The sequence below is a fragment of the Streptomyces davaonensis JCM 4913 genome, from assembly GCF_000349325.1.
Lineage (GTDB): Bacteria > Actinomycetota > Actinomycetes > Streptomycetales > Streptomycetaceae > Streptomyces > Streptomyces davaonensis.
In genome coordinates, this window is the sequence record NC_020504.1 from 8,674,426 (window position 1) to 8,695,654 (window position 21,229).

The 21,229-nt window shown below is 68.9% G+C and carries 19 protein-coding genes; 3 read left to right on the top strand and 16 right to left on the bottom strand.

The window, feature by feature from the left end; all coding sequences use genetic code 11:
* Positions 1 to 214: 214 nt before the first annotated feature.
* The 15 genes from BN159_RS38345 to BN159_RS38415 all read right to left on the bottom strand — a co-directional run bounded on the left by BN159_RS38345 (position 215) and on the right by BN159_RS38415 (position 17,519).
* A complete protein-coding gene (locus BN159_RS38345) occupies positions 215 to 1,384 on the bottom strand; it encodes a hypothetical protein (RefSeq protein WP_015662444.1) in 1,170 nt (389 codons plus the stop codon).
* Positions 1,381 to 2,382 (bottom strand): thiopeptide-type bacteriocin biosynthesis protein, encoded by a 1,002-nt coding sequence (locus tag BN159_RS38350; RefSeq protein ID WP_015662445.1) that lies wholly within the window; start codon positions 2,380 to 2,382, stop codon positions 1,381 to 1,383. Before BN159_RS38350 ends, BN159_RS38345 begins: the two co-directional genes overlap by 4 nt.
* Positions 2,364 to 3,584 (bottom strand): lanthionine synthetase C family protein, encoded by a 1,221-nt coding sequence (locus BN159_RS38355; RefSeq protein ID WP_015662446.1) that lies wholly within the window; start codon positions 3,582 to 3,584, stop codon positions 2,364 to 2,366. The genes BN159_RS38350 and BN159_RS38355 overlap by 19 nt, the downstream gene beginning before the upstream one ends.
* Positions 3,581 to 6,631, bottom strand: coding sequence for a lantibiotic dehydratase (locus BN159_RS38360; RefSeq protein ID WP_015662447.1), 3,051 nt, complete (start codon positions 6,629 to 6,631; stop codon positions 3,581 to 3,583). The genes BN159_RS38355 and BN159_RS38360 overlap by 4 nt, the downstream gene beginning before the upstream one ends.
* Before the next feature lie 87 nt (positions 6,632 to 6,718).
* On the bottom strand, positions 6,719 to 6,925 hold the full coding sequence (locus BN159_RS38365; protein ID WP_015662448.1) for an FxLD family lanthipeptide: 207 nt from the start codon (positions 6,923 to 6,925) through the stop codon (positions 6,719 to 6,721).
* A gap of 59 nt (positions 6,926 to 6,984) precedes the next feature.
* Positions 6,985 to 8,208, bottom strand: a complete 1,224-nt coding sequence (gene fxlM / locus BN159_RS38370; protein ID WP_015662449.1) for a methyltransferase, FxLD system — start codon at positions 8,206 to 8,208, stop codon at positions 6,985 to 6,987.
* Between the two features lie 81 nt (positions 8,209 to 8,289).
* A complete protein-coding gene (locus BN159_RS43055) occupies positions 8,290 to 8,997 on the bottom strand; it encodes a hypothetical protein (protein WP_015662450.1) in 708 nt (235 codons plus the stop codon).
* Between the two features lie 24 nt (positions 8,998 to 9,021).
* Positions 9,022 to 10,248: a bifunctional class I SAM-dependent methyltransferase/NUDIX hydrolase gene (locus tag BN159_RS43060; RefSeq protein ID WP_015662451.1), complete on the bottom strand. Its 1,227-nt coding sequence runs from the start codon at positions 10,246 to 10,248 to the stop codon at positions 9,022 to 9,024.
* Entirely contained in the window at positions 10,245 to 11,702 is a 1,458-nt protein-coding gene (locus BN159_RS38385) for a phosphotransferase (protein WP_015662452.1), read from the bottom strand. The genes BN159_RS43060 and BN159_RS38385 overlap by 4 nt, the downstream gene beginning before the upstream one ends.
* Positions 11,699 to 13,048, bottom strand: coding sequence for a phosphotransferase enzyme family protein (locus BN159_RS38390; protein WP_015662453.1), 1,350 nt, complete (start codon positions 13,046 to 13,048; stop codon positions 11,699 to 11,701). Before BN159_RS38390 ends, BN159_RS38385 begins: the two co-directional genes overlap by 4 nt.
* Entirely contained in the window at positions 13,041 to 13,886 is an 846-nt protein-coding gene (locus BN159_RS38395) for an SAM-dependent methyltransferase (RefSeq protein WP_015662454.1), read from the bottom strand. The genes BN159_RS38390 and BN159_RS38395 overlap by 8 nt, the downstream gene beginning before the upstream one ends.
* The gene (locus tag BN159_RS38400) at positions 13,876 to 15,051 is read right to left on the bottom strand and encodes a protein-L-isoaspartate O-methyltransferase family protein (protein WP_015662455.1); all 1,176 of its coding nucleotides are present in this window, start codon (positions 15,049 to 15,051) and stop codon (positions 13,876 to 13,878) included. The genes BN159_RS38395 and BN159_RS38400 overlap by 11 nt, the downstream gene beginning before the upstream one ends.
* Complete coding sequence (locus BN159_RS38405) at positions 15,048 to 15,539, bottom strand: LuxR C-terminal-related transcriptional regulator (protein WP_015662456.1); 492 nt, start codon at positions 15,537 to 15,539, stop codon at positions 15,048 to 15,050. Before BN159_RS38405 ends, BN159_RS38400 begins: the two co-directional genes overlap by 4 nt.
* 286 nt (positions 15,540 to 15,825) lie before the next feature.
* Positions 15,826 to 16,389 (bottom strand): DUF6415 family natural product biosynthesis protein, encoded by a 564-nt coding sequence (locus BN159_RS38410; protein ID WP_193384303.1) that lies wholly within the window; start codon positions 16,387 to 16,389, stop codon positions 15,826 to 15,828.
* Positions 16,390 to 17,084: 695 nt separating this feature from the next.
* On the bottom strand, positions 17,085 to 17,519 hold the full coding sequence (locus tag BN159_RS38415) for an ATP-binding protein (RefSeq protein ID WP_015662458.1): 435 nt from the start codon (positions 17,517 to 17,519) through the stop codon (positions 17,085 to 17,087).
* A 672-nt stretch (positions 17,520 to 18,191) separates the two neighbouring features.
* Here BN159_RS38415 and BN159_RS38420 point away from each other — a divergent pair.
* From BN159_RS38420 to BN159_RS38430, 3 genes are all read left to right on the top strand, one after another.
* Positions 18,192 to 19,583 carry a hypothetical protein gene (locus BN159_RS38420; protein WP_015662459.1) on the top strand — a complete coding sequence of 464 codons (1,392 nt, stop codon included), beginning with the start codon at positions 18,192 to 18,194 and terminating at the stop codon, positions 19,581 to 19,583.
* A 38-nt stretch (positions 19,584 to 19,621) separates the two neighbouring features.
* Positions 19,622 to 20,095, top strand: coding sequence for a TrmO family methyltransferase domain-containing protein (locus BN159_RS38425; protein ID WP_041820442.1), 474 nt, complete (start codon positions 19,622 to 19,624; stop codon positions 20,093 to 20,095).
* Positions 20,096 to 20,170: 75 nt separating this feature from the next.
* On the top strand, positions 20,171 to 20,548 hold the full coding sequence (locus BN159_RS38430; protein ID WP_157901139.1) for a hypothetical protein: 378 nt from the start codon (positions 20,171 to 20,173) through the stop codon (positions 20,546 to 20,548).
* Positions 20,549 to 20,700: 152 nt separating this feature from the next.
* Here BN159_RS38430 and cutA read toward each other — a convergent pair whose 3' ends face one another.
* Entirely contained in the window at positions 20,701 to 21,024 is a 324-nt protein-coding gene (gene cutA / locus BN159_RS38435; protein WP_015662462.1) for a divalent-cation tolerance protein CutA, read from the bottom strand.
* Positions 21,025 to 21,229: the final 205 nt, after the last annotated feature.

Consider the following 21,229-nt stretch of genomic DNA (forward strand, 5'->3'; position numbering starts at 1 on the left):
TGGTCTCCATCCGAGTGACGTTAGAAGGCTGCGAGGTGGGTTGACGGGGGAGGCGCGTTGGCGGCTTCCGCCTGTATGTACAGGCGACTTGGCGGAGCCGGTGCCGCGGCCTCCTGCTCGTCGGAGGCACTCAGGCACGGTCGAAGACGGCGATCGCGTGGTGGGTGAGCGCAGCGCGCGGCCCAGTCCAGCCGGCTCGTCGGCGGCTGGTGCATCAGGGGACGCCGGGGCGTATCGCATCCGGTGATACTCCTCCCTTCGCCGTGAGGCACTGGGTGAGGCTCGCTCCAGCGGTGTGGACCGCCCGCATCAGCGTGGACTGCACCGACTTCGACAGGGTTCCCCGGCCGAGGCCGCCAGCGTGGACGATCTCCTCCAGCTCGTGGCGTGACCGTCCGCTGGCCGATGGAACCGGGTGGCGGAGGATCTCGCGCGCGGCGTACGCGTCGCTGGCTTGAACGGTGTCGCTGACGATTGCGTTGTGCAGGACCTGCACCTCGGCCTCGCAGCCTTGCGATGCCAGATCGATTGCTGCCAGGACCAGCTTCACCCGGAACATGCGCAGGTGCGGCGGGGCCGGTGCCAGGGCACTTTGCACGGCGCGTGTCACGGCCGTGAATCCCTCCGGCGTGGCGCGGCCCGTCATGTAGTCGGCGTAGCGGCGCAGGAGTTGTGCGACGGCTTTCTCCCATGGCTCGGTGATCATGGCCGTTTCGATCAGGGAGTTGGCTGCGTTCGGGTCGGCCGTGTGCACGCTCGCCATGACGCGCGCTTGCCTGCTGTCGTGCAGCCGCTCGGCCGCCTTATCGTAGGCGGCCGCGTGCTCGGCTGCTTGGGCCCATTGACCTGTGGCGACGAGGAACCGGGTGCCGTCTTCGAGGAGGAGAGCGTTCAGCCAGGGCTGGATGTGATCCAGGGTCGCATGGGTTGTGAAGCCCGTGAGGTCGAGGAGATGGCCGTGGACCGACACGGTGCCGCCGTTGTGCACGGCGCGGTGCACGCTCATCAGCTGCTGATAGGCGGCGTGCGGGTCTCCCGCTCGGGCGGTCAGGCGTACGAGGTTGACGATCGGCTGGAGAGCGGCGATGGCGGTATCCCCGGTGACTGGCCATGCCGCCTGGAAGAGGCAGAGCTGGCGCAGGCACAGGTCGGTGGCCAGGTCGGTCATGCCGCAGTCGGAGGCGATCAGGGCGGACAGGTTCCAAGTGGCGCATGCGAGGTTGATTCGGTCGAGGAGCGGCCCTTCCTGTGCCGACTTCTCCGCGCAGGTGTGCACTTCTTCGACCCGAGTGGCGAAGCTGGGGTAGACGAGGTGGCGCCGGCTGACCAGGGGCAATCGCTGGGTGAACCGTTGGAGTTGGGCCGGCGGGGGCGAGGCGGTCACGACGTCGGCCTTTCCTCGGAGGTGTCCTGGCGCAGGATCGCGGTACGCGCCGCGTGCGCGAGGACGCTCTGGGTGCGAGCGGGGAGGCCGAGCCGGTTCCAGTGGAAGATCACGTGATAGGCGATGACCTCGCGCAGGCCGCGGCCGAGGGTGCCGTCGCGGTTGGCTGCGCCGAGTCCTCGTCCCGCGTGCCGGAACGCGCTGAACCAGTCGGCGGCGGGTTTGAGTGAGCGGTCCGACTGAAGCATGGGGCCGACGGGGCTGGTGTCGGCTAGGAGCAGGTGCCGCAGGGTGTCGGCCATGGCGTGGACCTTGCCGGCCGGTACGTCCGCCGGCAGGGGCCTTTGTTTGGTGACACGGTGCCAGACGTCGCCCTGCTCGAACCACTCCAGTCCGGCGGCACGCATCAGCGTGGCGCACAGCAGCAATGACAGCTCTCGGCGGCCCAGCTCGCCGTGAGATGCGGTGAGGATGGCGCGACTGTCGGCGGCGAATAGGGCATGGGCAATCGTCATGCCGGCGCCGCCACCGAACGCCGCAGTTTCGGGTTCGTAGATGCCGGGCCACCAGCGGTGGATTCTCCCACCGGCGGCGAGTTCGTCCAGCGTGTCGGCCAGCGCCCCAGGCAGGTGCGCTCCGGGAACAGGGAGGAGCCGCATCCGCCAGCAGGGGTGTTTTCGTATGAACCACCAGCTTGTGATCTGCCCGTTCTTCTGGGTGTGGTCCAGGACGGGGGCGATGTGGTCGGCGGCGGTCTGCTCGGCCTTGTCCCAGTCGGTGAACTGGACGTACAGCTGACGCCACGCCGGGGGCCCGGCCTGCTGGGCGAGCGCGTGCTGCCCGGCTTGCTGGTAGACGGTGACGGCAGCGTCCAGATCGGCGGGTTCGAGTCCGGCTCGGGCCGCGGCTGTGTCCGTGCTGACTCCAGCCAGGACCTCCAGCACGGCGTACAGGGTGGCGTCCAGGCAGTCGGGTTGGTTCAGTCGATCAAGAGGCATGTGTCCCATCCCGAGGTCGGCGCGGCGTCGTGGACTGCGGTGATCATGGCCAGGGCGGTGCCCGCGTCGCCTTGCAGGAGTCCGGGGCCGGTGCCCGGACGGGCTTGCCGGATCAGCTGGGCGGCCACGTCGGGCAGAGCAGCGCGCAAGGCCGGGGTGACGGCGTCGTGGGCCGCGCGGAAGGCGGTCTGGTAGGTGCCTGCCCAGCCGTGACACAGACCCGCATCGGTGACCTTGGCGAGCTGGTCGGGGTCGGTGAGGCAGCGGACCATGGCGTCCTCGTACAAGCGCTGGCGTGCCCTATCGCGGCGGGCGAGGGCGGCGAGCTGTCCGGCACGGGCGATGCCGGGGGTGCCGTAGCACCAGCTGGGCCGGGCCGGGCCGTGTTGGGCGGGCTGGCGGGCGCGGAGTTCGCCTAGGTGGAGGTGCTCGGGCCACCAGGGGCCGGAGGGCCCGTCCTGCCGCCAGGTGTCGAGCCAGTGGAGGATGGTGTCGATGGCGTCTTCGTGGCCGTCGACGCTCACGCCTGCGCGCAGGGCGCGGGCCAGGAGGAGTAGCGGGCCGGTGATGCCGTGGGCTGCACCGAAGTTGGCGTGGCCGCCAGCGACAACGGAAGGCGTGAGGTCGGGTTGGTGAGCGACCCACCAGCCGGGGAGCACGCCGTGCTCGCCGTGCCGGACGGGAACGGTCAGCCGCACAAGGTACTCCAGGACTCGCTGCGTTGCTGAGCCGGAGGGGGACCGGCGCAGCAGGTACGCGCCGATCCCCGTCAGGCCGTAGAAGATGTCGTACTCGTGGAAGCTGGCAGGACGGCCGCTGCTAATGCGTGTCTGAGCCGCGTCGGCTCTGCGGTGCGCGAGTTCGGCCACGTGCCGGTCTATGGCGGACAGCGCGTCCTGGTAGCGGGGTGCGTCGGCGGTGGCGCAGTCGAGCATGAAGGCGACGGCGGGTGCCCCCAGGTACAGGCCACTGGTGTCGCAGGCGCTGATGGTGGTGGCGACGGCAGTCTTGATCCACTGGTGGGCCTGCGGCCATGTGCCGTGTCGGGTTCGGGCGCGCTCGATGTGCAGGAGCGCGGTTCCGGCGGCACCGGCGGCCAGGTCCTGCGCCTCCCACGGCTGTTCCGCGTGCGGCGGATTGGGGAGGGCGAGGTGGCGGGCGAAGGCGTCCGCCAGCAAGGCCGGGCTGGTCGTGATGGTCATGACTGCCGCTCCCGGTGTCGCAGGGCGCAGGTCCGAGCGAGGCGGCCGGTGGCGCGCTCGTGATCGGGGTCGACGGGCAGGGCCCGGACGTAGTGCTGGTGCAGCAGCGACCGCAGGGCACTGTCGGGGTCGCGCTGAGGGCCCAGCTGCTGGCGGTAGGCGGTCAGAGCGGCAGCGCGCTGTTGCCATGCGGCGACGACATCCGTGCCGCCTGGCAGGTTCAGGACAGTGCCGTGGTCGGGCTCGGCCAGGGCCAGGGCGAGCACGATGCGGTCCCGGGAAAGGGGGCCGCCTTCCCGGGGCAGGGTGTGGGTCAGCCAGTCGGCAGCCCGGTCCGCGTCTCCGAAGAACTGCATCGTCAGGTCGAACATGCTCGCCGCGGTCAGGGCCTGCCCGGTGGCGGCGTCCTCCCCGGCGGCACGGATCTGTGCCACGCCGGCGGCCGAGTCCGCGGCGAACACCCTGTGCGCGGCGTCCAGAGCGGGGCCGTCTCCGTACGGGCCGGTCTGCGGCAGGTGGGTGGCCAACTCCACGCGAGAGGCGAGGCGTTGGCTGGCGAGGCTGTCTGCCCAGGTGGTCACCAGTTGGGCGGCCGGTCCGAACGTGTCGGGGCCGGGCAGGATCAGGTACAGGGCCAGGTACTGGTCGGAGTTCGGGTGGGCCGTGCCGCGGTGGCGCCGGAACCACCAGGACGGCGCCTTGGCGAACTGGCCGAGCAGATCAGGAAGGTGGCTGGTCAGGATCTCGTCGTACCGCTGGGGGTGCGCGAACAGTCGGGCATATAGAACGGTGGACTGGCTGGGCGCCCCAGGGGCGGCGGCAGAGGCATCTGGCAGGCGGGGCGGGTCGGCGGGGGTTGAGTTCGCCAGGGGGATCAGGAGCTGGTGGGGGCGGCCGATCCATGCCCAGTCCTGCGCAGTGGTGCTTTCGCGCAGTTCGACAACGCGGTTGCGGTCCACGCTGGCGCGCAGCAGCGCCCGGTGGATGTGCTGGTCGAGGTCGAGGGGCAGCTGCTGGCCGTCCTCGACCAGAGCAAGGTGATCGGGGACGCAGAGCCGTTCGCGCCATCGGGCCAGGGCCTTGTCCCAGTCGGCCATGGGGGCGGCCCGGCCGGGCAGTTCCTCGGCGGACAGCAGCCAACGGGCAGGCGCGAGGATCGTCCGCTTGTACCGCACGCGTGGCAGGTAGGGCAGGGTTGCGGCGACGCCGAAGGTGAACTGCCGGTAGGCGGCGCTGCGGGCGGTGGTGATCTCCGTCAGGAACCGGGCGAGCGGCGGTGTGTGGACGGACGCTTCCAGCGCGTGGGTGACGCGCGGCTCGATGTGCTGCCCCGTTGAGCTGCGTACCAGATAGAACCGGCGGGTATCGGCAGTGACGGCGAGGTCGTCGAGCGGGATCACGCCGGGGCCGGGCTCGTGGTGCTGGCCAAGTGGGATGGTGAAGGGCAGGACCTGCATGGTGCGGGCGATGTTCTCGTTGCGGCGCCGCCGGGGGGTGAACGACAGCTGTGCTGCGACGGCGCCGGGGCCGGCGGTCGCGTAAGAGTCGGTGAGCGCGGTCTGCGCGGACGGCGGGAGCAGGTGCGCGAACCGGCCGAACATGCTGCTGCCGGGGCGGGGGGCTCCGGTGACCAGCAGCCGGTAGTCGCCGCACTGCACGGCATCCAGAGTGGGTGCGTGGATCTCCACGGCGATCTCAGCACGGGGCAGGGGCAGCAGCGGTTCGGCGTAGTCGGCGGTCAGGTTGGCGATCGTCGCCCGGGTGAGGACCAGCTCACGGCTCCCATCGAGCATCGCCCCTTGGAGCAGGCGCAGGATCTTCTCGTCCCGATCGGTCACTTGATAGGGCGGGCGGGCGCGCTCGGAGCCCAGGAAGCCCGCGGGCAGGCCGAGGCCGCTGTCCGCGACCAAATCCAGTACGGGCACGAGGGCCTCGTTGCCGTACCGGTCGAGGAACCGCTGGTGGTAGTCGCGCCATTGCGGATACCCGTACGGATGGGGCGACAGCTGGTGCATGACCTGGGCGGCTTCGGCGGCTTCAGCCAGGAGGGCCTCGGGGATGTAGGCGGTGCAGGCCAGTGCGGCGTCCACTTGGAGGGGGACGCGGCCGGTGGAACTCACGCGCTGCATGCTCTGCGTCAGCTTGTCGCTGGGCGTCCAGGGCGTGGCCGTGCCGGGCTGGTTCACGTCAGCCCGGATTGAGGCGAGTTGGGAGGTCGATTCGGCGAGGTCTGGGATGCTGGAGGCATCAGCCTTCTCCAGCTCGTCGCATAGGTGTGCGAGGGTGTCGACCGAGGTCATCGGGGGCCACAGACTGCTGATCAGAATGTTCTTGCTCAACAGGTCGAAGATTAGGCCGGTGAGCTGTTCTGGGCGCGCCGTAGGGAACTGGCGGGCCAACTGATGCACAAGCCTGTCATAAGGAATGGGGGCGCGGGCCACCTCCAGCACGGTAGCCACGGGCCGGGTCAGGCGGACTGACAGCTCGATCGGGGCGTAGCCGGAGGTGTGCGCGTCGGTCGGCATGCCCTCCACCACATGCCTGTTGCCACGGGAGCGGCCGGTGTTGTTGGCCATGACCGTCAGCCGGGCCAGCAGAGCCGGGTGGCTCTCCAGGCGGGTTATGACGTCCGTCAGCCAGTCGGAATCAGGCCGCAGAACAGTCCGGTACCCCTCACCCCACAGAATGTGGGCGGCTTGAGCGGGCTCAGCAGGGGCGACACCGGCGAATACCCCGAACGGGGTGGGCCGGTGGTTCCACCGCAGGAGGTACGCGGCAACAGACCGGACGGCCCGCCTGATGCGGCGGCCGTCGGTGACGGTGCCGTTCAGGATCTCGGTGACGCGCTGACACAGGGCGGGGCTGGCTGCGGACAGCGCTGTCGGCATCGGGGCGTGCCATACCTCCTCCAGCCACTGCCGACCGCGGATCGCGGTGTCCTCGCCGTGCAGGTCAATGTCCGGTACGGGGATCGGCCGGGAAGCGGTGGAGGCGCGCAGCAGCATGCCGGGCTGCCACTGATACGTGAGGGGTAATCCGTGGGCCACCGGTGTCCCTTCCTGTTGTGGGGTGCTCGGACGGGTGGTGCCGGGGCGGCAGCGGTGATCGGCTGCCGCCCCGGCGGACGCCGCGTGTCAGGCGGCGTCCTCGATGGAGGACTGGCAGGCGCTGGCCCCGTTCTCGCAGGTGTTGCCGCAGCCGTCGCTGGTGGGGCACATGAAGACGGTGAGGGGGCTCTCGGAGATGACGACCTTGATGTCCAGCTCGAAGTCGTCGTCGGCGAGGCCGTCGACCGGCAGGGCGGCCGAGGCGGTGGGGTGGTTGAGTACGGCAGCGGTCATGGCGATCACTCTCTTTGTCCGATGGGATGGTGCAGGACGGCCTGGCCAGGCGCCGCGGTTCAGACGGCCGGCCAGGAGATTGAAATCCGGCTGTGCTTCTTGTCGATGATCCGGTCGCCGGTGATGCGGTCATCGGGCGTGCCCGCCGGGTAGACGGCGATGCGCGGGCCGTCAGCGCCGCGGACCTTGTCGCCCCAGGTGCGGAAGATGTCGGCGATTCGCTCAGCGAACGCGGCCGCGTCGGGCCCGAAGGCGTGGACGCCGTACTCTGCGGTCTTCTTCTCGGTGTCGCGGCGCACGACGGTGTAGGCGAAGTGCGGCCCATCGATGGCGACCATGGACCAGCTGCTGCCCGTGGGGCCGATCTTGCCGGTGGACGACTCGGCGTTGGTGGACATGAAGCAGAACGTCGGGACCTGCGAGGACAGGTACATCTGGAGGGTGCCGATGGGCTCCTGGCTGGCGACAGTCACCCCGGTCCACGTCTCGGCGCGGGCGCGGTTCAGGACGCCGTCCAGCAGAGAAGGGTTGGCAGGCAAGCCCTCGTCGAAGCGCAGCGTGACGTCCTTCTCCCCGGGGAGCTGCATGACCTGCTGGGCGTGGGAGCCGGCGCCTTGCACCGCCACGAAACCGCACACGTGGGCGCTGGTAGCGACGAGGTGGTCAGCCTGCCGGATGAACCCGTACGTGCGGGTCAGGCCGTTGATGCGCAGCGGCACGACGAGCCGGCCGTCGTCCTTGAGCTGGTCGATCCAGGCGGGTGGGATGTCCCAGGCACCGACCGTCACCACGATCGCGTCGTAGGGGGCGTGTTGGGGAAGGCCGTTCTCGGCGTCGGCGACGACGACGTTGACGTTGGTGTAGCCGGCCTCGCTGAGGAACCGCCTGGCTCGGTCGGCGGGCGCGGGGTCGATGTCGACTGTGGTGACCTGGCCAGTGGGCCCGACCAGCTCCGCGAGGTACGCGGCGTTCGGCCCGTTGGTACCGATCTCCAGCACGTTGTTGCCCGGGCGGATGCCGGCCTGCTCCAGCTGCATCGCCTGGATCTGCGGAGCGGACACCGAGCTGGTGTGATTGCCGTGCTTGTCCTCCTGCGTGATCACGGCGTTGTACGTGCTGTATGCGTCGCTGAGCGGCGCCTCGGGCACGGCCAGGTGCCGGGGCACCTTGCGCATGGCGGCCTCGACGGCGGGCGACACGATCGTGCCATCCTTCTTGAGCTGGTCGACGGCCTTGTTGCGGAGCTGGGTGGCCTCGTCGGGGTCCACGGTCACATGGGTCATTGAGGGAGTTCCTTACGTGGTGTCGTGCACAACTGCGCGGGCAGTCGGACCTGGCGCGGTTCGCCGGCGGATGCCGGGCGGTCAGGAGCGGTTGGCTCTGCGGCCCAAGGGCACCTCCTGGACGCGTTCGAACGTGTAGGTGTGGCGGTCGGGGTGCTGGGTTTCCATCACCAGCCACACGGACTCGACCCGCGCAGTCACCTGATGACGGGCACGGCGCAGGAGGGTGGAGGCCAGCGAGTCCGCGCGATTCATCTGAGCGGCGTCGTGGGTGTCGAGCTTCCCGTACGCGGCTGCACGCAGTGGGCCTCTTGCAAGCGCCGCTCTGGGCGGAAGGGGCGGCGTGATACGAGCACCAGCAGGTGGGCACCGGCCCGCCTGCCTGGAAGTCGGCCATGGCCAGGCCGTGCCAGAAGTCGCTGCCACCCTCGTACGTCCGCAGGCTACCGGGCACCGGCTCAACGTCGGGCGTCCACAGCAGGCCGACGTGGAAGCCGTGGGCACTCGCTTCCAGAGCCTGGCTGGCCAGAGCGGGGTCGCCTTCCTGCCGCGGCCCGGGATCGCCTCGCACATCAGACCGGTGTCCTGGGCGAGCCTGCGCAGCAGCTGCCGGGCTTCGGTCTTGGTGGGGCTGAGGAGTTCCTGAACGCCGAGGATGCCCGTGCGGTTCTGGAAGGCGGCGCGGATGATGCCGACGATCAGCTCGTAGCGGCGCTTCTCCTCGGGCGTGGTCGGTATCTGCAGGTTGAACAGGTGGTACGTGCCGAATCGGAACAGCGCCCGTGTCACGGCGGACTCCCTCTTTCGTCGTGGTCAGTGCGCGGCCGAGGCGGACGGGTGGTCACGCACGGGGTAGCGGTGGACAGGGGGATGGTCGATGGGCAGGTCGGGGCGCCAGCAGCTCAGGACCTGGGCGGAGGGCACGAACAGCGGGCCGGGCAGGGCGTCCAGGCGGTGCCACTGCCACTCCGCGACTACGTCCGGCTCCCTGGCCGTCGGGGTGCCTTCGAAGCGGCGGATCAGGACGGCGGCGGTGAGCCGGTTGAGGCTGTGCCGTGCGTCCAGCAACAGGGCGAGTACTCGGACGTCCTCGGGGCGCGCGACGAGTCCGGTCTCCTCGGCGAGTTCACGGATGGCGGCCGTCTCGATCGACTCGCCCGCGGAGCCCACGGCATCCACCTTGCCGCCAGGCAACTCGAAAGTGCCCCGGCGGTGTTGTCCCATCAGCACGTGGCCGTTCGGGTTGGTGACGATGATGCCTACGCCCAGGGCTGCCTGGGCGAGGGGCGGGCGATGGCTGCGCTCCTGTGCCGCGACGCGGGGTGAGTCAGGGCGCTGATGGCGCCGGGCCTGGATGAGCTGGACCACCACCGGGTTGTTGGGGCCCGGGGCGTGCAGGAGGTCGATGGACTCCACGGCGAAGCCGTGCTCGGCCAGCAGCCGTTCCCAGACGTCGGGGGCGAGAACCCACATCTGCACCGGGATCGGGGCGGTCTTCGCCAGCAGCACCTCCCCGTGGCGGGCGGCGACCGTGGTGGTGGAGGGGCCCAGCCCTGTGAGGTCGGTGTGCAAGGCGGAGAAGACCAGTCGTCCGTGCGGCCGGATCCCGTCCCGCAGAGCGGGCAGCAGCCGGTACGGGTCGATGTAGGACAGGCCGTGCACGGAGTAGACGAGGTCGTAGGGCTCGGCGTCGCGCAGGTGCGCCGTAGCGTCACCGAGCAGGAACCGCACACCCGACAGTGAGGCGAACCGGCCCTGGGCACGCTGCTGCTGGGTGGCGGAGAAGTCGATGGCGTCGACGAAGGCCGCGTGGTCGCGGGCGAGATGAGCCGCGTGGATGCCGGTGCCGGAGCCGATGTCCAGCAGACGGTAACCGGCGACGTCGCCGAGGACACCCGTGCCGGGACCAGTACGCCAAAAGCCCCAGTCGATCTCGGTGACTTCCGGGGGCTGATAGCCGCGGTCGAGCTGTCGGCGCCCGTACTCAAGCCAGGCATCCGCATTCATCGCTTCCGGCGTTGTGGCATCGGATGTGGTCACGCTGCCTCCTTCTGGAGTCGGTGCAGGGTGCGGTGGCCGCGTTCGACGAGTTCCGGGTCGCCGTGGGCGGCGCCGTACTGGATTCCGCTGAGCGCGTCGAGCGCGGACAGGCCCCGCATAGCCTGGGCTTCATCGGGCGACGGCTGGCGGCCGTAGCCGTCGAAGAAGGCTGCTTGCCGGGCAGGCGCGTTCGCCCAGGTGCCGGCGATCCGGATGAAATCACGGACGAGGGGGCCGACTTCGGACCGCTCATAGTCGAAAAGGGCCAGCACCATGCTGTCGAGCAACATGTTGCGCAGTTGGACGTCGCCGTGAAGCGGGCCATGGGGGATGGGGGGCAGGGTGGTCAGGCGCTGGGCGAGATGGCGGATCAGCTCCTCCTCCCCGTCCTCAAGGAGCCCGTCGGCCGCGGCCAGGTGGCGTTCCAGTTTTGCCAGCCCGCCCACGGCCTGCGCCATCATGGGTGGCTCGCAGGAGTGGAAGAGGCGCAACAGCTGTCCGAGCTGGCGATAAACCGCCTCCCAGACCGGTTCGCTCAGTTCGGCGCCGTGCAGTAGCTGGCCCGGGCACGCGGTGACGAGGGCGGCGAGCTGGGCGGGGTCGGCGGCTACCAGTTTGGGCGCGTGGTCGGGACCGAGTACGGGGACCCAGTTGCGGTAGGCCCCCACCTCGCGTTGGTGGAACTTGCTGTTCTGGTGCACCTTGAGGAACCAGCTGCCGCCGCCGCGGTCGGTCAGCCTCCAGACGCGGGAGCTTTCTCGTGCCCAGGACGCGTCCGTGGCGCTGGCCAGCGGGCCGATGGCCTGCTCGGCGAAGTCGGCGAGCTGATCACCGAGCCCGGCACGCGCATTCGGCGCCCGGGCCGGCAGCGGACGCAGACGGACGGGTCTAGCCGGGTCGTAGGCGATGGGGTCGTCCGGCTCCTGGAGGTGCAGGGCCGCGGCATGGCCGTCGCGGTACGCCTCCAGGCCGGCCCGGCAGTAGGCGACCATGTCTTCGGGTGGCTCGTTGATCGGGAACCAGCCGAGTTCGGAACAGCGGTGCGGCTCGGCGATGCGCGGCACGCCGAACCACTGGGTGACCTCGAAGAACCAGCCGGTACGGTTCTCGCCCCCGGGCGAGCGGTGCTGCATCACCAGCGCGAACCGGACGTGCTCCGCGTGGATGATGATCCCGAGTTCCTCTTCGGTCTCCCGGATCAGCCCGGTGACCACGTCCTCGAAGTCGCCGTCGAGGTGCCCGGACGGCATGTGCAGCAGCCCCGAGGCGTAGGTGTCCCCGGCGCGCCGGCTCAGCAGCACCTCGTTGCCGCGGCGCAGGAGCAGATGAACATCGACCGGCTCGCGGTGCCGCCGCGCCGACAGTTCCTTTCCAGCTGACGCGTGCGCATGTAACGCGCCTGCTGGCGAGCCCGGTTCATGTCCTGGATGGTTCGGGGTATATGGCTCGTTCATCGCTCTCCCACCGCCGTTTTGATCTGCTCCTCCAACGGATCCAGGCGGTCGAGCACGCGCCGGGTCATGATGTGCCGCTGCTCCCAATAGCGCAGGACATCACCGACTTCGTACGCCTCCGGGGTGAGGTAGTGCTCGTACAGACCGAACAGCGAATGCAGCGCGTGCACGAGGGCCATGCGGAGGCTCGCGACCAGGTCCGCGCCGGGAAGGTACGGGTTCTCCTCGTGGTAGGCAGCGATCAGGGCGAGGGTGACAGGCATCCAGTTCGTGTCGCCGGCCACGGTCCGCGGGTCCAGGGCGATCCGGCCGACCTCCCAGGCCGCTGGGCCCGTGCGGGCGTAGAAGTCGATCACTGCTGCCACCCGGTGGCTGTGATTCATCAGCACGTTCGGCGTGGTCAGATCGGCATGCAGCGGCTGACGTGCTGGGGTGGCAGGGAAGCCGGCGCGCAGGGTGACAGCGTGGGTGAGTAGGTCCTCCCGCCGCTGCTCCAGCATCTCCAGGTGGGTCGAAGCTGTGTCGTCGCTGTGCCGGGCGAGGGCGGCTCGAAGCTGCTGGTACTGGTCGTCGAACCGGTTCATGCCCTCTGGCGTCCACCAGCGCGCGGACAGGACCGGCAGCGGACCGGGGTAGCGGGCCAGGCGGCGGTGAAGCCTCCCGATCACACTGCCGAGTTCCTCGGCCTGCGCGACGGTCAGAGCCCTGGCCGAAGCGGGCGTGCCATCGACGTACTCCTGAACCGTGAGGAGGCGGCCGGAGCAGCGGACGAAAGGCACGCCGTCGCGGCCGAGCCACATCTGGGGCACCGGCAGGCCCCCACCGCGGGCGAAGCTGGCCACATGTGCTGCTGTACGGACTTCCCGCTCGTCGGCGCCCGGCCTCATGGCCTTGACGAAAACCTGCCGTTCGTCGTCGAGCACCACGCGGAAATTGACCGTGTCCGTTCCGGCCGGCACCCGCGTCACCTGCACCGCCTGCAGCCCGTACCCGTGGACCAGCGTGGTGCGCACGAACTCGGTCTCGTCCGGTGCGCTACCGCCGCGAGCCGGATCCGTCGAAGCGTTCATCGCCCACCTGCAATAGGGCAGGGCTGCGTCGACGCGGGCGCGGTGTCGTACGAGCCGACCGTCAACTGCCGAGTGGTAACGGGCGGATGAGGGCGGCGACGTGTGCAGGGCTTGGGCACGGTGTTCTCCGGGAGTGCAGACATGACGTCCAGCGTCAGTGACCGCGACGCCCGGGTGCCCGTTTCCGGACGTGATCAAGTCTATCGAGGGAACGGCCAGCTGCGGCATGTCCACCGCTCGGAACGAGCCAGGCGCCAGCTTGCACTGCTCAGCCATGCACTGTCTCCTTCCGGGCCATGCCGGCGTAGGACGCGGCCTGCTGGGGGACCGGATATTCCAGGGCCATCGCTTGTGGCTGGGCCAGCCCTGGGGGAACGAGCTGCCAGTCGTCGAACAACGGAGTGATCTGCTCCTTCGTCCGCGGATATACCGGGCAGCCGGCGGCCGTCATGGTCTGGGCAGCCCTGCGTGCGGGCCTGTCGGCGAAGTCGGCCGTGGCATGCGTGATCACGAGCGCGCTGCCCGGAGCGGCGACCTCCTTGTACTGGTTGACGAGCACCCCCAGGGGGCGAGCGGGCGGGTTGTCAATGTGGTGAAGCACGCCACCGAACAACAGAATTACGGGCTTGCGCCAGTTGATCGTCTCCAGGACTTCCTGCGAGGCCAGGACGGACTCGGGCTCGCGGATGTCGGCCCGCAGGTGTGCGACCTTGGCCGGCGCGCTGGCGTTCAACAGGGCGCTGGTGTGGACGTGGACTAGGGCGTCGCTGTCGATACACACGACGCGCGCGGTCGGGTGGACTCGGGTGATGACATCCACGGGGTTGGGGGGAAGGGGCATGCCGCAGCCAAAGTCGACCAATTGCCGGATGCCGGCGATCGCCAGGGCCTGCACCATCAACAGCACATACAGGCGCTCGCGGCGTACGGCGTTCTCCAAGAACGGCATCTTGCCGGTCGCCTGGAGGGCCACTTCACGGTCTCGGGCGTAATTGTCCCGCCCACCGAGCAGATAGTTGTGGATCCGAGCGCTCGACGGCCCGGCCAGCGAGTTGATCGGTACCCCGTCAGGTGAGTCGGTGCGGGAGAGGCGCATCGGGTGGTCAGGACGCATGATGTTCCGCCCCGCCACCGAACCTGTGGAGGTGGGGCAGCCGCCAGGAGGGGCCGTCGGGTGCGCCAAGCCACAGGGTGTGCTCGGATTCCGTGATCGTCACACCCATCTGTCCGAGCTTCGGTTCTCCGGCCGCGTGCCACTGAGCGAGCGCGTCGAACAAGACGGTGCCGAGATCACGCGGCCCCCACTCGTAGACGCTGCCGGGGTCCCAGAGGAAGATCACGGCCCGCGACGCCTGATGGTCATGAAGACGGAGACGGTCGGCGACCTCTGCCTCGAACTGCGCGGTGCCCCGCACCAGCTGCATCCGCAGGTCTGGGTGGAGCAGACCGGCGAAAAGCCGTGCCGCGGGCCACAGCGGCGCCCGGGTCGAGCCCCGGGCCGCCGAAGCCCGCGGGGCCTTCGGCGAGTCGATTAGGGTCCCTTCGCCAGGGCGCTGCTCGCGCAGCCACAACGCCTGCATCGACGGACCGGCAAGGAAGCGACCAGTGGCCGACAGCCCGTCCCTCGCTACCCGTAAGGCGAGCAGCGTGCCGGAGCCGCTGAGACCGGTGCGCACCGGAACACACAGCTGGCCACCGGGGCGAACGAGGGTGATCCACTCCCAGGGAACACGGCGCACGGCGCGATGGGACAGGAGCCCGTCGAATGACGCGACAGGCCCCAGCGCCACGGTCCCCGCTCCGCTCACCACCTGCACCTGCGAGTAGCGCTGCAGGTGTTGCCGTGCCACATCGGCGAGGCGTTCTGTGTCGGCGAGCGTGACGACCCGACCGCCCTGGACATGATGGGATAACAAGGCTGCCGTCCACCCGCAGTCCGCGCCGACTTCGGCAACGGCGGCCATCCCCGGCGCAGGAGCGAACGCGGCCAAGCGCGCTGCGACGTCCTGGACGGTCGGGATCGCGCCCGTGACGATGCCGGGGCCGCCCTCCTGCCCGTCGTCCACATCGAAGACGAGCATCTCGTCGCGGTGGACGAACTTCCCCCATTCGCCCGCGTTCTTGGTCCGGTCCACCCTGCGCCAGCGACCACCGCGGTGCGTGCGGATCACGGCGGGTGCGAAGTCCTGGCGGCGGTCACAGGAGAAGGCGTCCCCCACATGCTGGCGGGGGCCGTCAGCGCTCGGCCGCAGGCTGCCGACCTCTGCGGGGGCGTTCATGCCGAACCTGCCACAGCAGCGACATCGCGGGAGCGCTCGGGATTCGCCGTCGGGCCGAGGAGGCCGAACTGCCAGCCGCGCGTGACCGCGTACGGGGCCGAGGAGGCGCCCAGCGTGCGTAGCATGCGCCGCGCGTCCCTGCGCACGTCGGACAGCGGACGCTGCTCGTCGGCCGCAATCTGCTCGATGGTCTTGCCACCCGCGAGTCCATTGAGGATCGAACGCTGCTCAGCGGGCAGACTGACCACGTGGTCCACAGGGTCGGGGACGTCCAAGTGGTGCTGCTGGTAGGCGAGTTCCACCATGGCGGCGCATTCGAGGGTCCCGAGTTTCCCGCCGATCCGGAGGATGTGCGTATTGACGGTTCTCTCGGACACGCCCATGTCGGCTGCCGTCTCTGCAGTCGTCTTTCCCCGGGCGATGCCCAGCAGGGCCTCCCGCTCTTGGGGGGACAGCGACGGCGTGATGGTCCCGTCCGGGGCCGGCATGATCATGCTCCTTCGGTGGTTTGGTGCGACACGGTCTTCGAGCGGAGGCTTCGGATCGGTCCCGGCGGGGAGCTACGGTCCGGCGCAGAGCTGCACGACGAGCGTGGTCAGGACCCAGACGGTGGGCAGGCTGATGGCGGCGGCGAGGAAGAGAGCGCCCCAGTGCGTGCGGGCTTCCCGCAGGCCACGGCGTATGCGCGCCGGAGCTTCCTCGTCCTTCGGACGTGTGGTCGACCCGGGTGGCGAGACGGCTGGGCGGTGAATCCGATTGGGGTGAGGAGTGAAATCAGACCGGGTCATTCCGCTCCCCGCTCTGTTCGCGGTGCCGCTCCGCGTACCGCAGCAGTACCTCCACGTGGACCGCGAGACGGAACGCGTGCTCACTCGCTGCGTCGAGGCCCTCTCCCACGGAAGCGTTGCGTGCTTCTTGTGCACGTTCGATCGCCTCGCAACAGGTGACCCACGCAGGGCTAGCGGGCGTGAGCGTGTCCGAGTACATCGAGGCGTACGGGACGAGCGACGGCATGTAGCCGCAGAGGGCTCGCGTGACCGCCGCCAAGGTGTGGGGGTGCGGGTAAACGCCGGCGTGCTTCCACGACTTCGCCGTACGGATGGCCTCACGAATGCGCGTCGAGTCGAAACCAGCGTGCACTGTCACGGCCCGGGCCCCGACAACTTCATCACAGGCATCGCCGTCAGGAAGCGAGGCGAGCAGCTCCCGCACGGCCGTGGCCATGCCCTGGTGTAACACTGTCGCGCGCAGGGCGTCCCCCGGAATCTCCTGACCAAGCAGGGCGCGAACCCGTACAACCAGGTCGCGCTGGTCAAAAGATCGGTCGCCGTCGTCCACGGGATGTGCTGCTCCGAGGAGCGTCATCAGGTGCCCTCGCATGAGGAGCAGCTGGTTGTGGCGCTCGTCCGGGTCCTCGCTAAGGGAGGCATCAGCAGCGAGGAAGTGTTCAGTTACGTCACGGAGACGGCCCGCTTGTGACGCGAGACGCGCTTCAGGCGCAAGGGTCGACAGAACAGTAGTTAGGTTGCTGGCGAGTTCACGTAACGGCCCCTCAGGCCAGGACACGTCGACTGCCTGCTCACCGCATGGCTTAGTGACCGCGGTCGTGCTGTGAGACATCGGGGCAACTCCAACGTCTGGATCCGAAGTCGGCGACGGCCGGCGCTCTGCCTCGGCGGTCCTCGCAGAGGAGTCGCCGAGGCAAGTCGAGCCGCCACCCACCGACAAGGGCTGTTCGTCCAGGCGAGGCACGGCGCGGCCGGCTATATGGGCATCGTCCAAGTGGCGCGGAGACACCGGTACCTCCCCGCGGGACCCGGTCGGGACGTCCTGGGACGTCCCGCTGGCCGGATCGCCGTCAGGGCCAAGCAACCCAACAGAGGTCCACATTTGAGGCTGAGGTCTTCCGTTGCGGCCTTCAGGCGGCGTTGCAGAGGACTTGGAAGGGGATGGGGGTGCAAGAAGACGATCTACATCGTCGGTGGGGCATCGCCGGGGTAGTTCTGTCCCGGCTTCACGCGTGACTGGGGCCATCACGCTCTCCTCCCAGGGACGCGGAAGACGCACCACGTCGTCTTGCCGTCTTTGCTGACGCCCCACTTCCGTGCGAGGACGGCGACGAGGAACAGGCCGCGGCCCGATACCGCCTCAGCGCCAACGGCGCGTAGTTCGGCTGGGGTCGGGTTGCCGTCCGTGACCTCGATCCGTAACTCGTCGTCGTCGTACCGGACCCGGAGTCCTACGTCGCCGGTCCCGTGCTCGACGGCGTTGGTGACCAGCTCGGAGACGGCGAGCACGATGTTCTCGGCCAGTTCGCCGTTCACGTTCCACAGGCCGAGGAAGGCTCGGGTGGTCCGGCGTGCCTGGCTGACACAGGCTGGGTCAGACGTGAAGACCACGTCGAAGGCGCGCGACGTCTGCGGCAGAGCCTTCGTGGCGGCCGGCGCGACGGCTGTGGCGGGGCTCATCGCTGTCCGGTCCCACCGTGCCACTGCGGGCCGACGCCGCCGAGCAGTACGGCGCTCAAGACGGTGGATCTGCCAGTGGAGGCGTTCATGTGGGGGTGCTCCCGCTCGTCGAGTAGCTGGCCTCCAAGAGCGAACCGCCTAATCACGGTGACTGGAATGGGGTCAAGGGCTCGGAGGTGGTCAAGGTGGTCAAAGATCGTCTGTGGCCATCCGATGCAGGCGGGCGGCGTGGTGCGATCAGCTCAGGGTGGCAAGAACCCCCGCCGTAGAGTCGTAGCTGGCGCGCGCTGGCCCGAACACGGCAGACCATCGAGGCCACGGGCACCAGAGCGCCCAAGGTCGTGAGCTGGATCAAGGAGTCCCGTCGCTGGACCTGAAGCGCCACACCCACGCCGACGCACTCGACGTCCGCTCGCTGCTCCTGGACATCCACGACGAAGTGTTCGCGAACGATCCCGACCCGAAGGTGCCGGGCCTGACTCCTCTGCCGTGGCCCGGGCCCAGCCGCCTTGAAATGACCAGACGTTGCCCTGCGGGGTGACTTTCTGCCATCTGCCGAGTTCAGGGGGCTAGTTGAGCATAGCGTTGGAACTGTGGACGGCCTTAGGCTCCCAGCGAGCGCAGGTCGGGTCAACGTGGTCAAAGATCGAATTCACTGGTGAGGGCGCGAGGATGGTGCGCGAGCGGAACGAGAAGCTAGCCGCACTGCTGGAGGAAGCGCGCTGGTCACGGGCCCAGGCTGCTGCGGCGTACAACCGAGTCGCCGAGGAGACACTGAACGGCGAGGTCCGCGAAAACTCCAAGATCGGGCGCTCCCACGTGAGCATGTGGGTGGGAGGCACCCAGCCGACGGGAATCGCACCGGCTATCTTGTGCCAGGCGCTGTCCCGTCGCTTGAAGCGTGAGATCACGCTACAAGAGATCGGGTTCGCAGCTTCCACCTCACCAGCGCAGGGGGCGCTGGATTGGCGCGTCGATCCGTTGATCACGCTGAACGACTTAGGGAGTGGCGTGGACCCGGAACGTCGCCGCCTTCTGGCGGGCGGGGTGTACTCCGCGGCGGCCCTGATCCTGCCGGACGAGACGTGGTGGGACGCCATGTCGCGGCCACCAGCCGAAGAGCCGTCGACGGGTAAGCGCGTCGGACTAGGAGACGTCGAAACCGTACGGGAGCTGACCCTAGCGTTCTCGCGCATGGACCAGCGGCGCGGCGGCGGGCACGGCCGGCGGGCAGTCGACGAGTACCTGCGGAACGAGGCCCACAACTTCCTCCGGGGCAGGTTTGCTGACGATGAGACCCGGCGCGCCATGTTCGCGGCCTCCGCCGAACTGGCCTATCTGTCGGGTTGGATGGCCTTCGACAACAGCGAGCATGCGATTGCGCTCCAGCGCTTCAATACCGCGGTGAAGTTGGCAGCGCGGTCCGGCGACGCACCCCTGATCGGGCACATACTGCGGGCCATGGCGCACCAGGCACTCGACCTAGGGTTCCGGCGCGAAGCCCTTCAGATCGCGCAGGCTTCGGTGCACGGCGAGCGGTATGCAGCCGCCACCCCCCGGGAACGCGCTCTCCTGGGTGTAGTGCACGCGCGGACACTCGCCGCCAATTGCCATGACCAAGAGGCGGCCCGAGCCCTGCTGCGAGCGGAGGACGATCTGTCGAACGCCCACGATGGCATCAGGGAGCCGGACCGTACGTTCTTCTTCGGCGAGGCGTCGTTGGCACACGAGACCGCATGCACACTGCGGGATCTCGGTGATCACCAGCGGGCGATCACGGAGTTCCGACGCTCCGTGCGCACACGAGGAACTGCGTTCCGACGGACGCACGCGGTTACCCTCGGGTATCTGGGCGCGACGCAAATCGCACAAGGTGGCGTCGAAGAAGCCTGCGCGACATGGACCAGTGTCCTGGACGCCATGGAGGATGGGATCTACTCCGGCCGTGCGCGGCAGAGGGTTGTCGAGATGCGACGACTTCTGTCGCCCTACCGTAAGCGCGGTATCCCTGCGGTGGGCGCTCTTGATGCCCGCGCAGCAGCGTATCTGGCGCAAGTAGATTGATGGCAAGTGTCGTTGAGACGGAGTCGAAAGGCTGGGCCATGACGTTGGAGATCAAGCCGATCGGGGTAGTTGTTGCGGGCCGTCGGGACGTCGCCGATGACTATTGGGGTGGCATCGAGTCGGTAATTCAGCTTGATGAGGATGAGTTCCCACTCGACTCTGTGCAGGGCCTGCAGGAATTCTCTCATCTGGTGGTCGTGTGGCACTTCGACCAGGCGTCCCCGAGCGACGTTGAGTACCACGCTCGCAGCCCGCGCGGGAACCCGCAGTGGCCGGCAACAGGCACCTTCGCGCACCGCAACCACCGGCGCCCCAATCAGCTCGCGCAGTCCTTCCCTCGCCTGTTGGGAGTCGACGGCCTCCGTCTGCGGGTGACCGACCTAGACGCTGTGGTTGGCACAAAGATCTACGACCTGTCGCCGTTCTTCATCGAGATGGGGCCGCGCGGCCCCGTTCACGAGCCCGCGTGGCCTCGCGAGATGCTGGAGAACTACTGGGCTGAGAAGGGCTGATCCTCAGTGCTCGGCACGGGCCGTCAGCTGCTCGTCGAGACTCTGAGCTTATCGAGGGCCTCCCGGGTGGGCGGTGTGAGGGGGCTCTACGCGATCCAGGCCCGCGCATACGCCCACATCGGCGACATCTCATCCGCGCAGCACGCCATTCGTCTCTCCGGGGAAGCCGGCCGCGACCGCGTGGATGAGCTCCACGACGCGGTGGGCGGTGAGTTCGGCTTCACCGCCGAGCGGCTGGCCATGTCCAACAGCACGACCGCGCTCATCATCGGTGACAGCGGCCAGGCCGAAGCCGCCGCACGCCAGGCGCTCACCCTCCATGGGCAACGGCCGCGGGACGCGCAGTCCGCGCACGTCTTGGGCAGCTCGGCGGCTCCGACTTGGGGTACGGCCTACCTGATCAACACCACGACCGGTCGGTACCGCTCCACCGTGGTGCTGGCCTTCGACTGAGGCGAGTGGGACGGCGAGATCGCGGTGCACGACCCGGACGGCAAAGTGACCGTCGCGGTCCTGCTACCGCTGGACGAGGCTAGGGCTGTGCTGGCGTCTACTACAGCGCTCTACGTCATGCCGCCGGGGAGCACGAGAAGTCCGTTGACACGTCAGAGCTTGGTCGTCTCCTCAACGACCCACGACAGGTACGCACCCGATCCGCCTGTCACAGGAAGAGTGACCCACTGCGGCACCTCGTACGAGTGCCTCTCGGACACCCACGCCTCCAGCTCCGGAAGCCGGGCCACGGTCGTCATGTACGAGATTCGCCACTCCCGCGCCGTCTCGATCTCACTCTTCCACCAGTAGACAGCGGTGAACGGCGCATCGATGTGAGCGCCCGCTGCCAACTTGCTCTCAACCGCACCCCGAGCCAGCGCCATCGCCTGGTCCTCGTCGTCGACGGTTGTCTGCGCAATCACGATGTCGGTCATGCCACTGCCTCTCAAGCCGGGAGTAACCGACCCTATCCAGCGGCTTTTCGCGGGCGAGCAGGTACCAGGACACGAAAGGCCAGAACGCGACAGCCGGTCTCATGCACCCGGGCAGGGCGCCACCAGCCACTGCCGACCCAACACGGTGCGCGGCTTGCTGGGCAACTCCACGAGGAGATCGAGGACTTCAATCGCCACCATGCAC

Coding starts and splice junctions, on each gene's coding strand:
- BN159_RS38350 (WP_015662445.1), bottom strand. CDS start 2,382: ATGCCTCTTGATCGACTGAACCAACCCGACTGCCTGGACGCCACCCTG.
- BN159_RS38420 (WP_015662459.1), top strand. CDS start 18,192: ATGGTGCGCGAGCGGAACGAGAAGCTAGCCGCACTGCTGGAGGAAGCG.
- BN159_RS38415 (WP_015662458.1), bottom strand. CDS start 17,519: ATGAGCCCCGCCACAGCCGTCGCGCCGGCCGCCACGAAGGCTCTGCCG.
- BN159_RS38395 (WP_015662454.1), bottom strand. CDS start 13,886: ATGCGTCCTGACCACCCGATGCGCCTCTCCCGCACCGACTCACCTGAC.
- BN159_RS38365 (WP_015662448.1), bottom strand. CDS start 6,925: ATGACCGCTGCCGTACTCAACCACCCCACCGCCTCGGCCGCCCTGCCG.
- cutA (WP_015662462.1), bottom strand. CDS start 21,024: ATGACCGACATCGTGATTGCGCAGACAACCGTCGACGACGAGGACCAG.
- BN159_RS38390 (WP_015662453.1), bottom strand. CDS start 13,048: ATGGCTGAGCAGTGCAAGCTGGCGCCTGGCTCGTTCCGAGCGGTGGAC.
- fxlM (WP_015662449.1), bottom strand. CDS start 8,208: ATGACCCATGTGACCGTGGACCCCGACGAGGCCACCCAGCTCCGCAAC.
- BN159_RS38385 (WP_015662452.1), bottom strand. CDS start 11,702: ATGAACGAGCCATATACCCCGAACCATCCAGGACATGAACCGGGCTCG.
- BN159_RS38405 (WP_015662456.1), bottom strand. CDS start 15,539: ATGCCGGCCCCGGACGGGACCATCACGCCGTCGCTGTCCCCCCAAGAG.
- BN159_RS38355 (WP_015662446.1), bottom strand. CDS start 3,584: ATGACCATCACGACCAGCCCGGCCTTGCTGGCGGACGCCTTCGCCCGC.
- BN159_RS38400 (WP_015662455.1), bottom strand. CDS start 15,051: ATGAACGCCCCCGCAGAGGTCGGCAGCCTGCGGCCGAGCGCTGACGGC.
- BN159_RS38425 (WP_041820442.1), top strand. CDS start 19,622: ATGACGTTGGAGATCAAGCCGATCGGGGTAGTTGTTGCGGGCCGTCGG.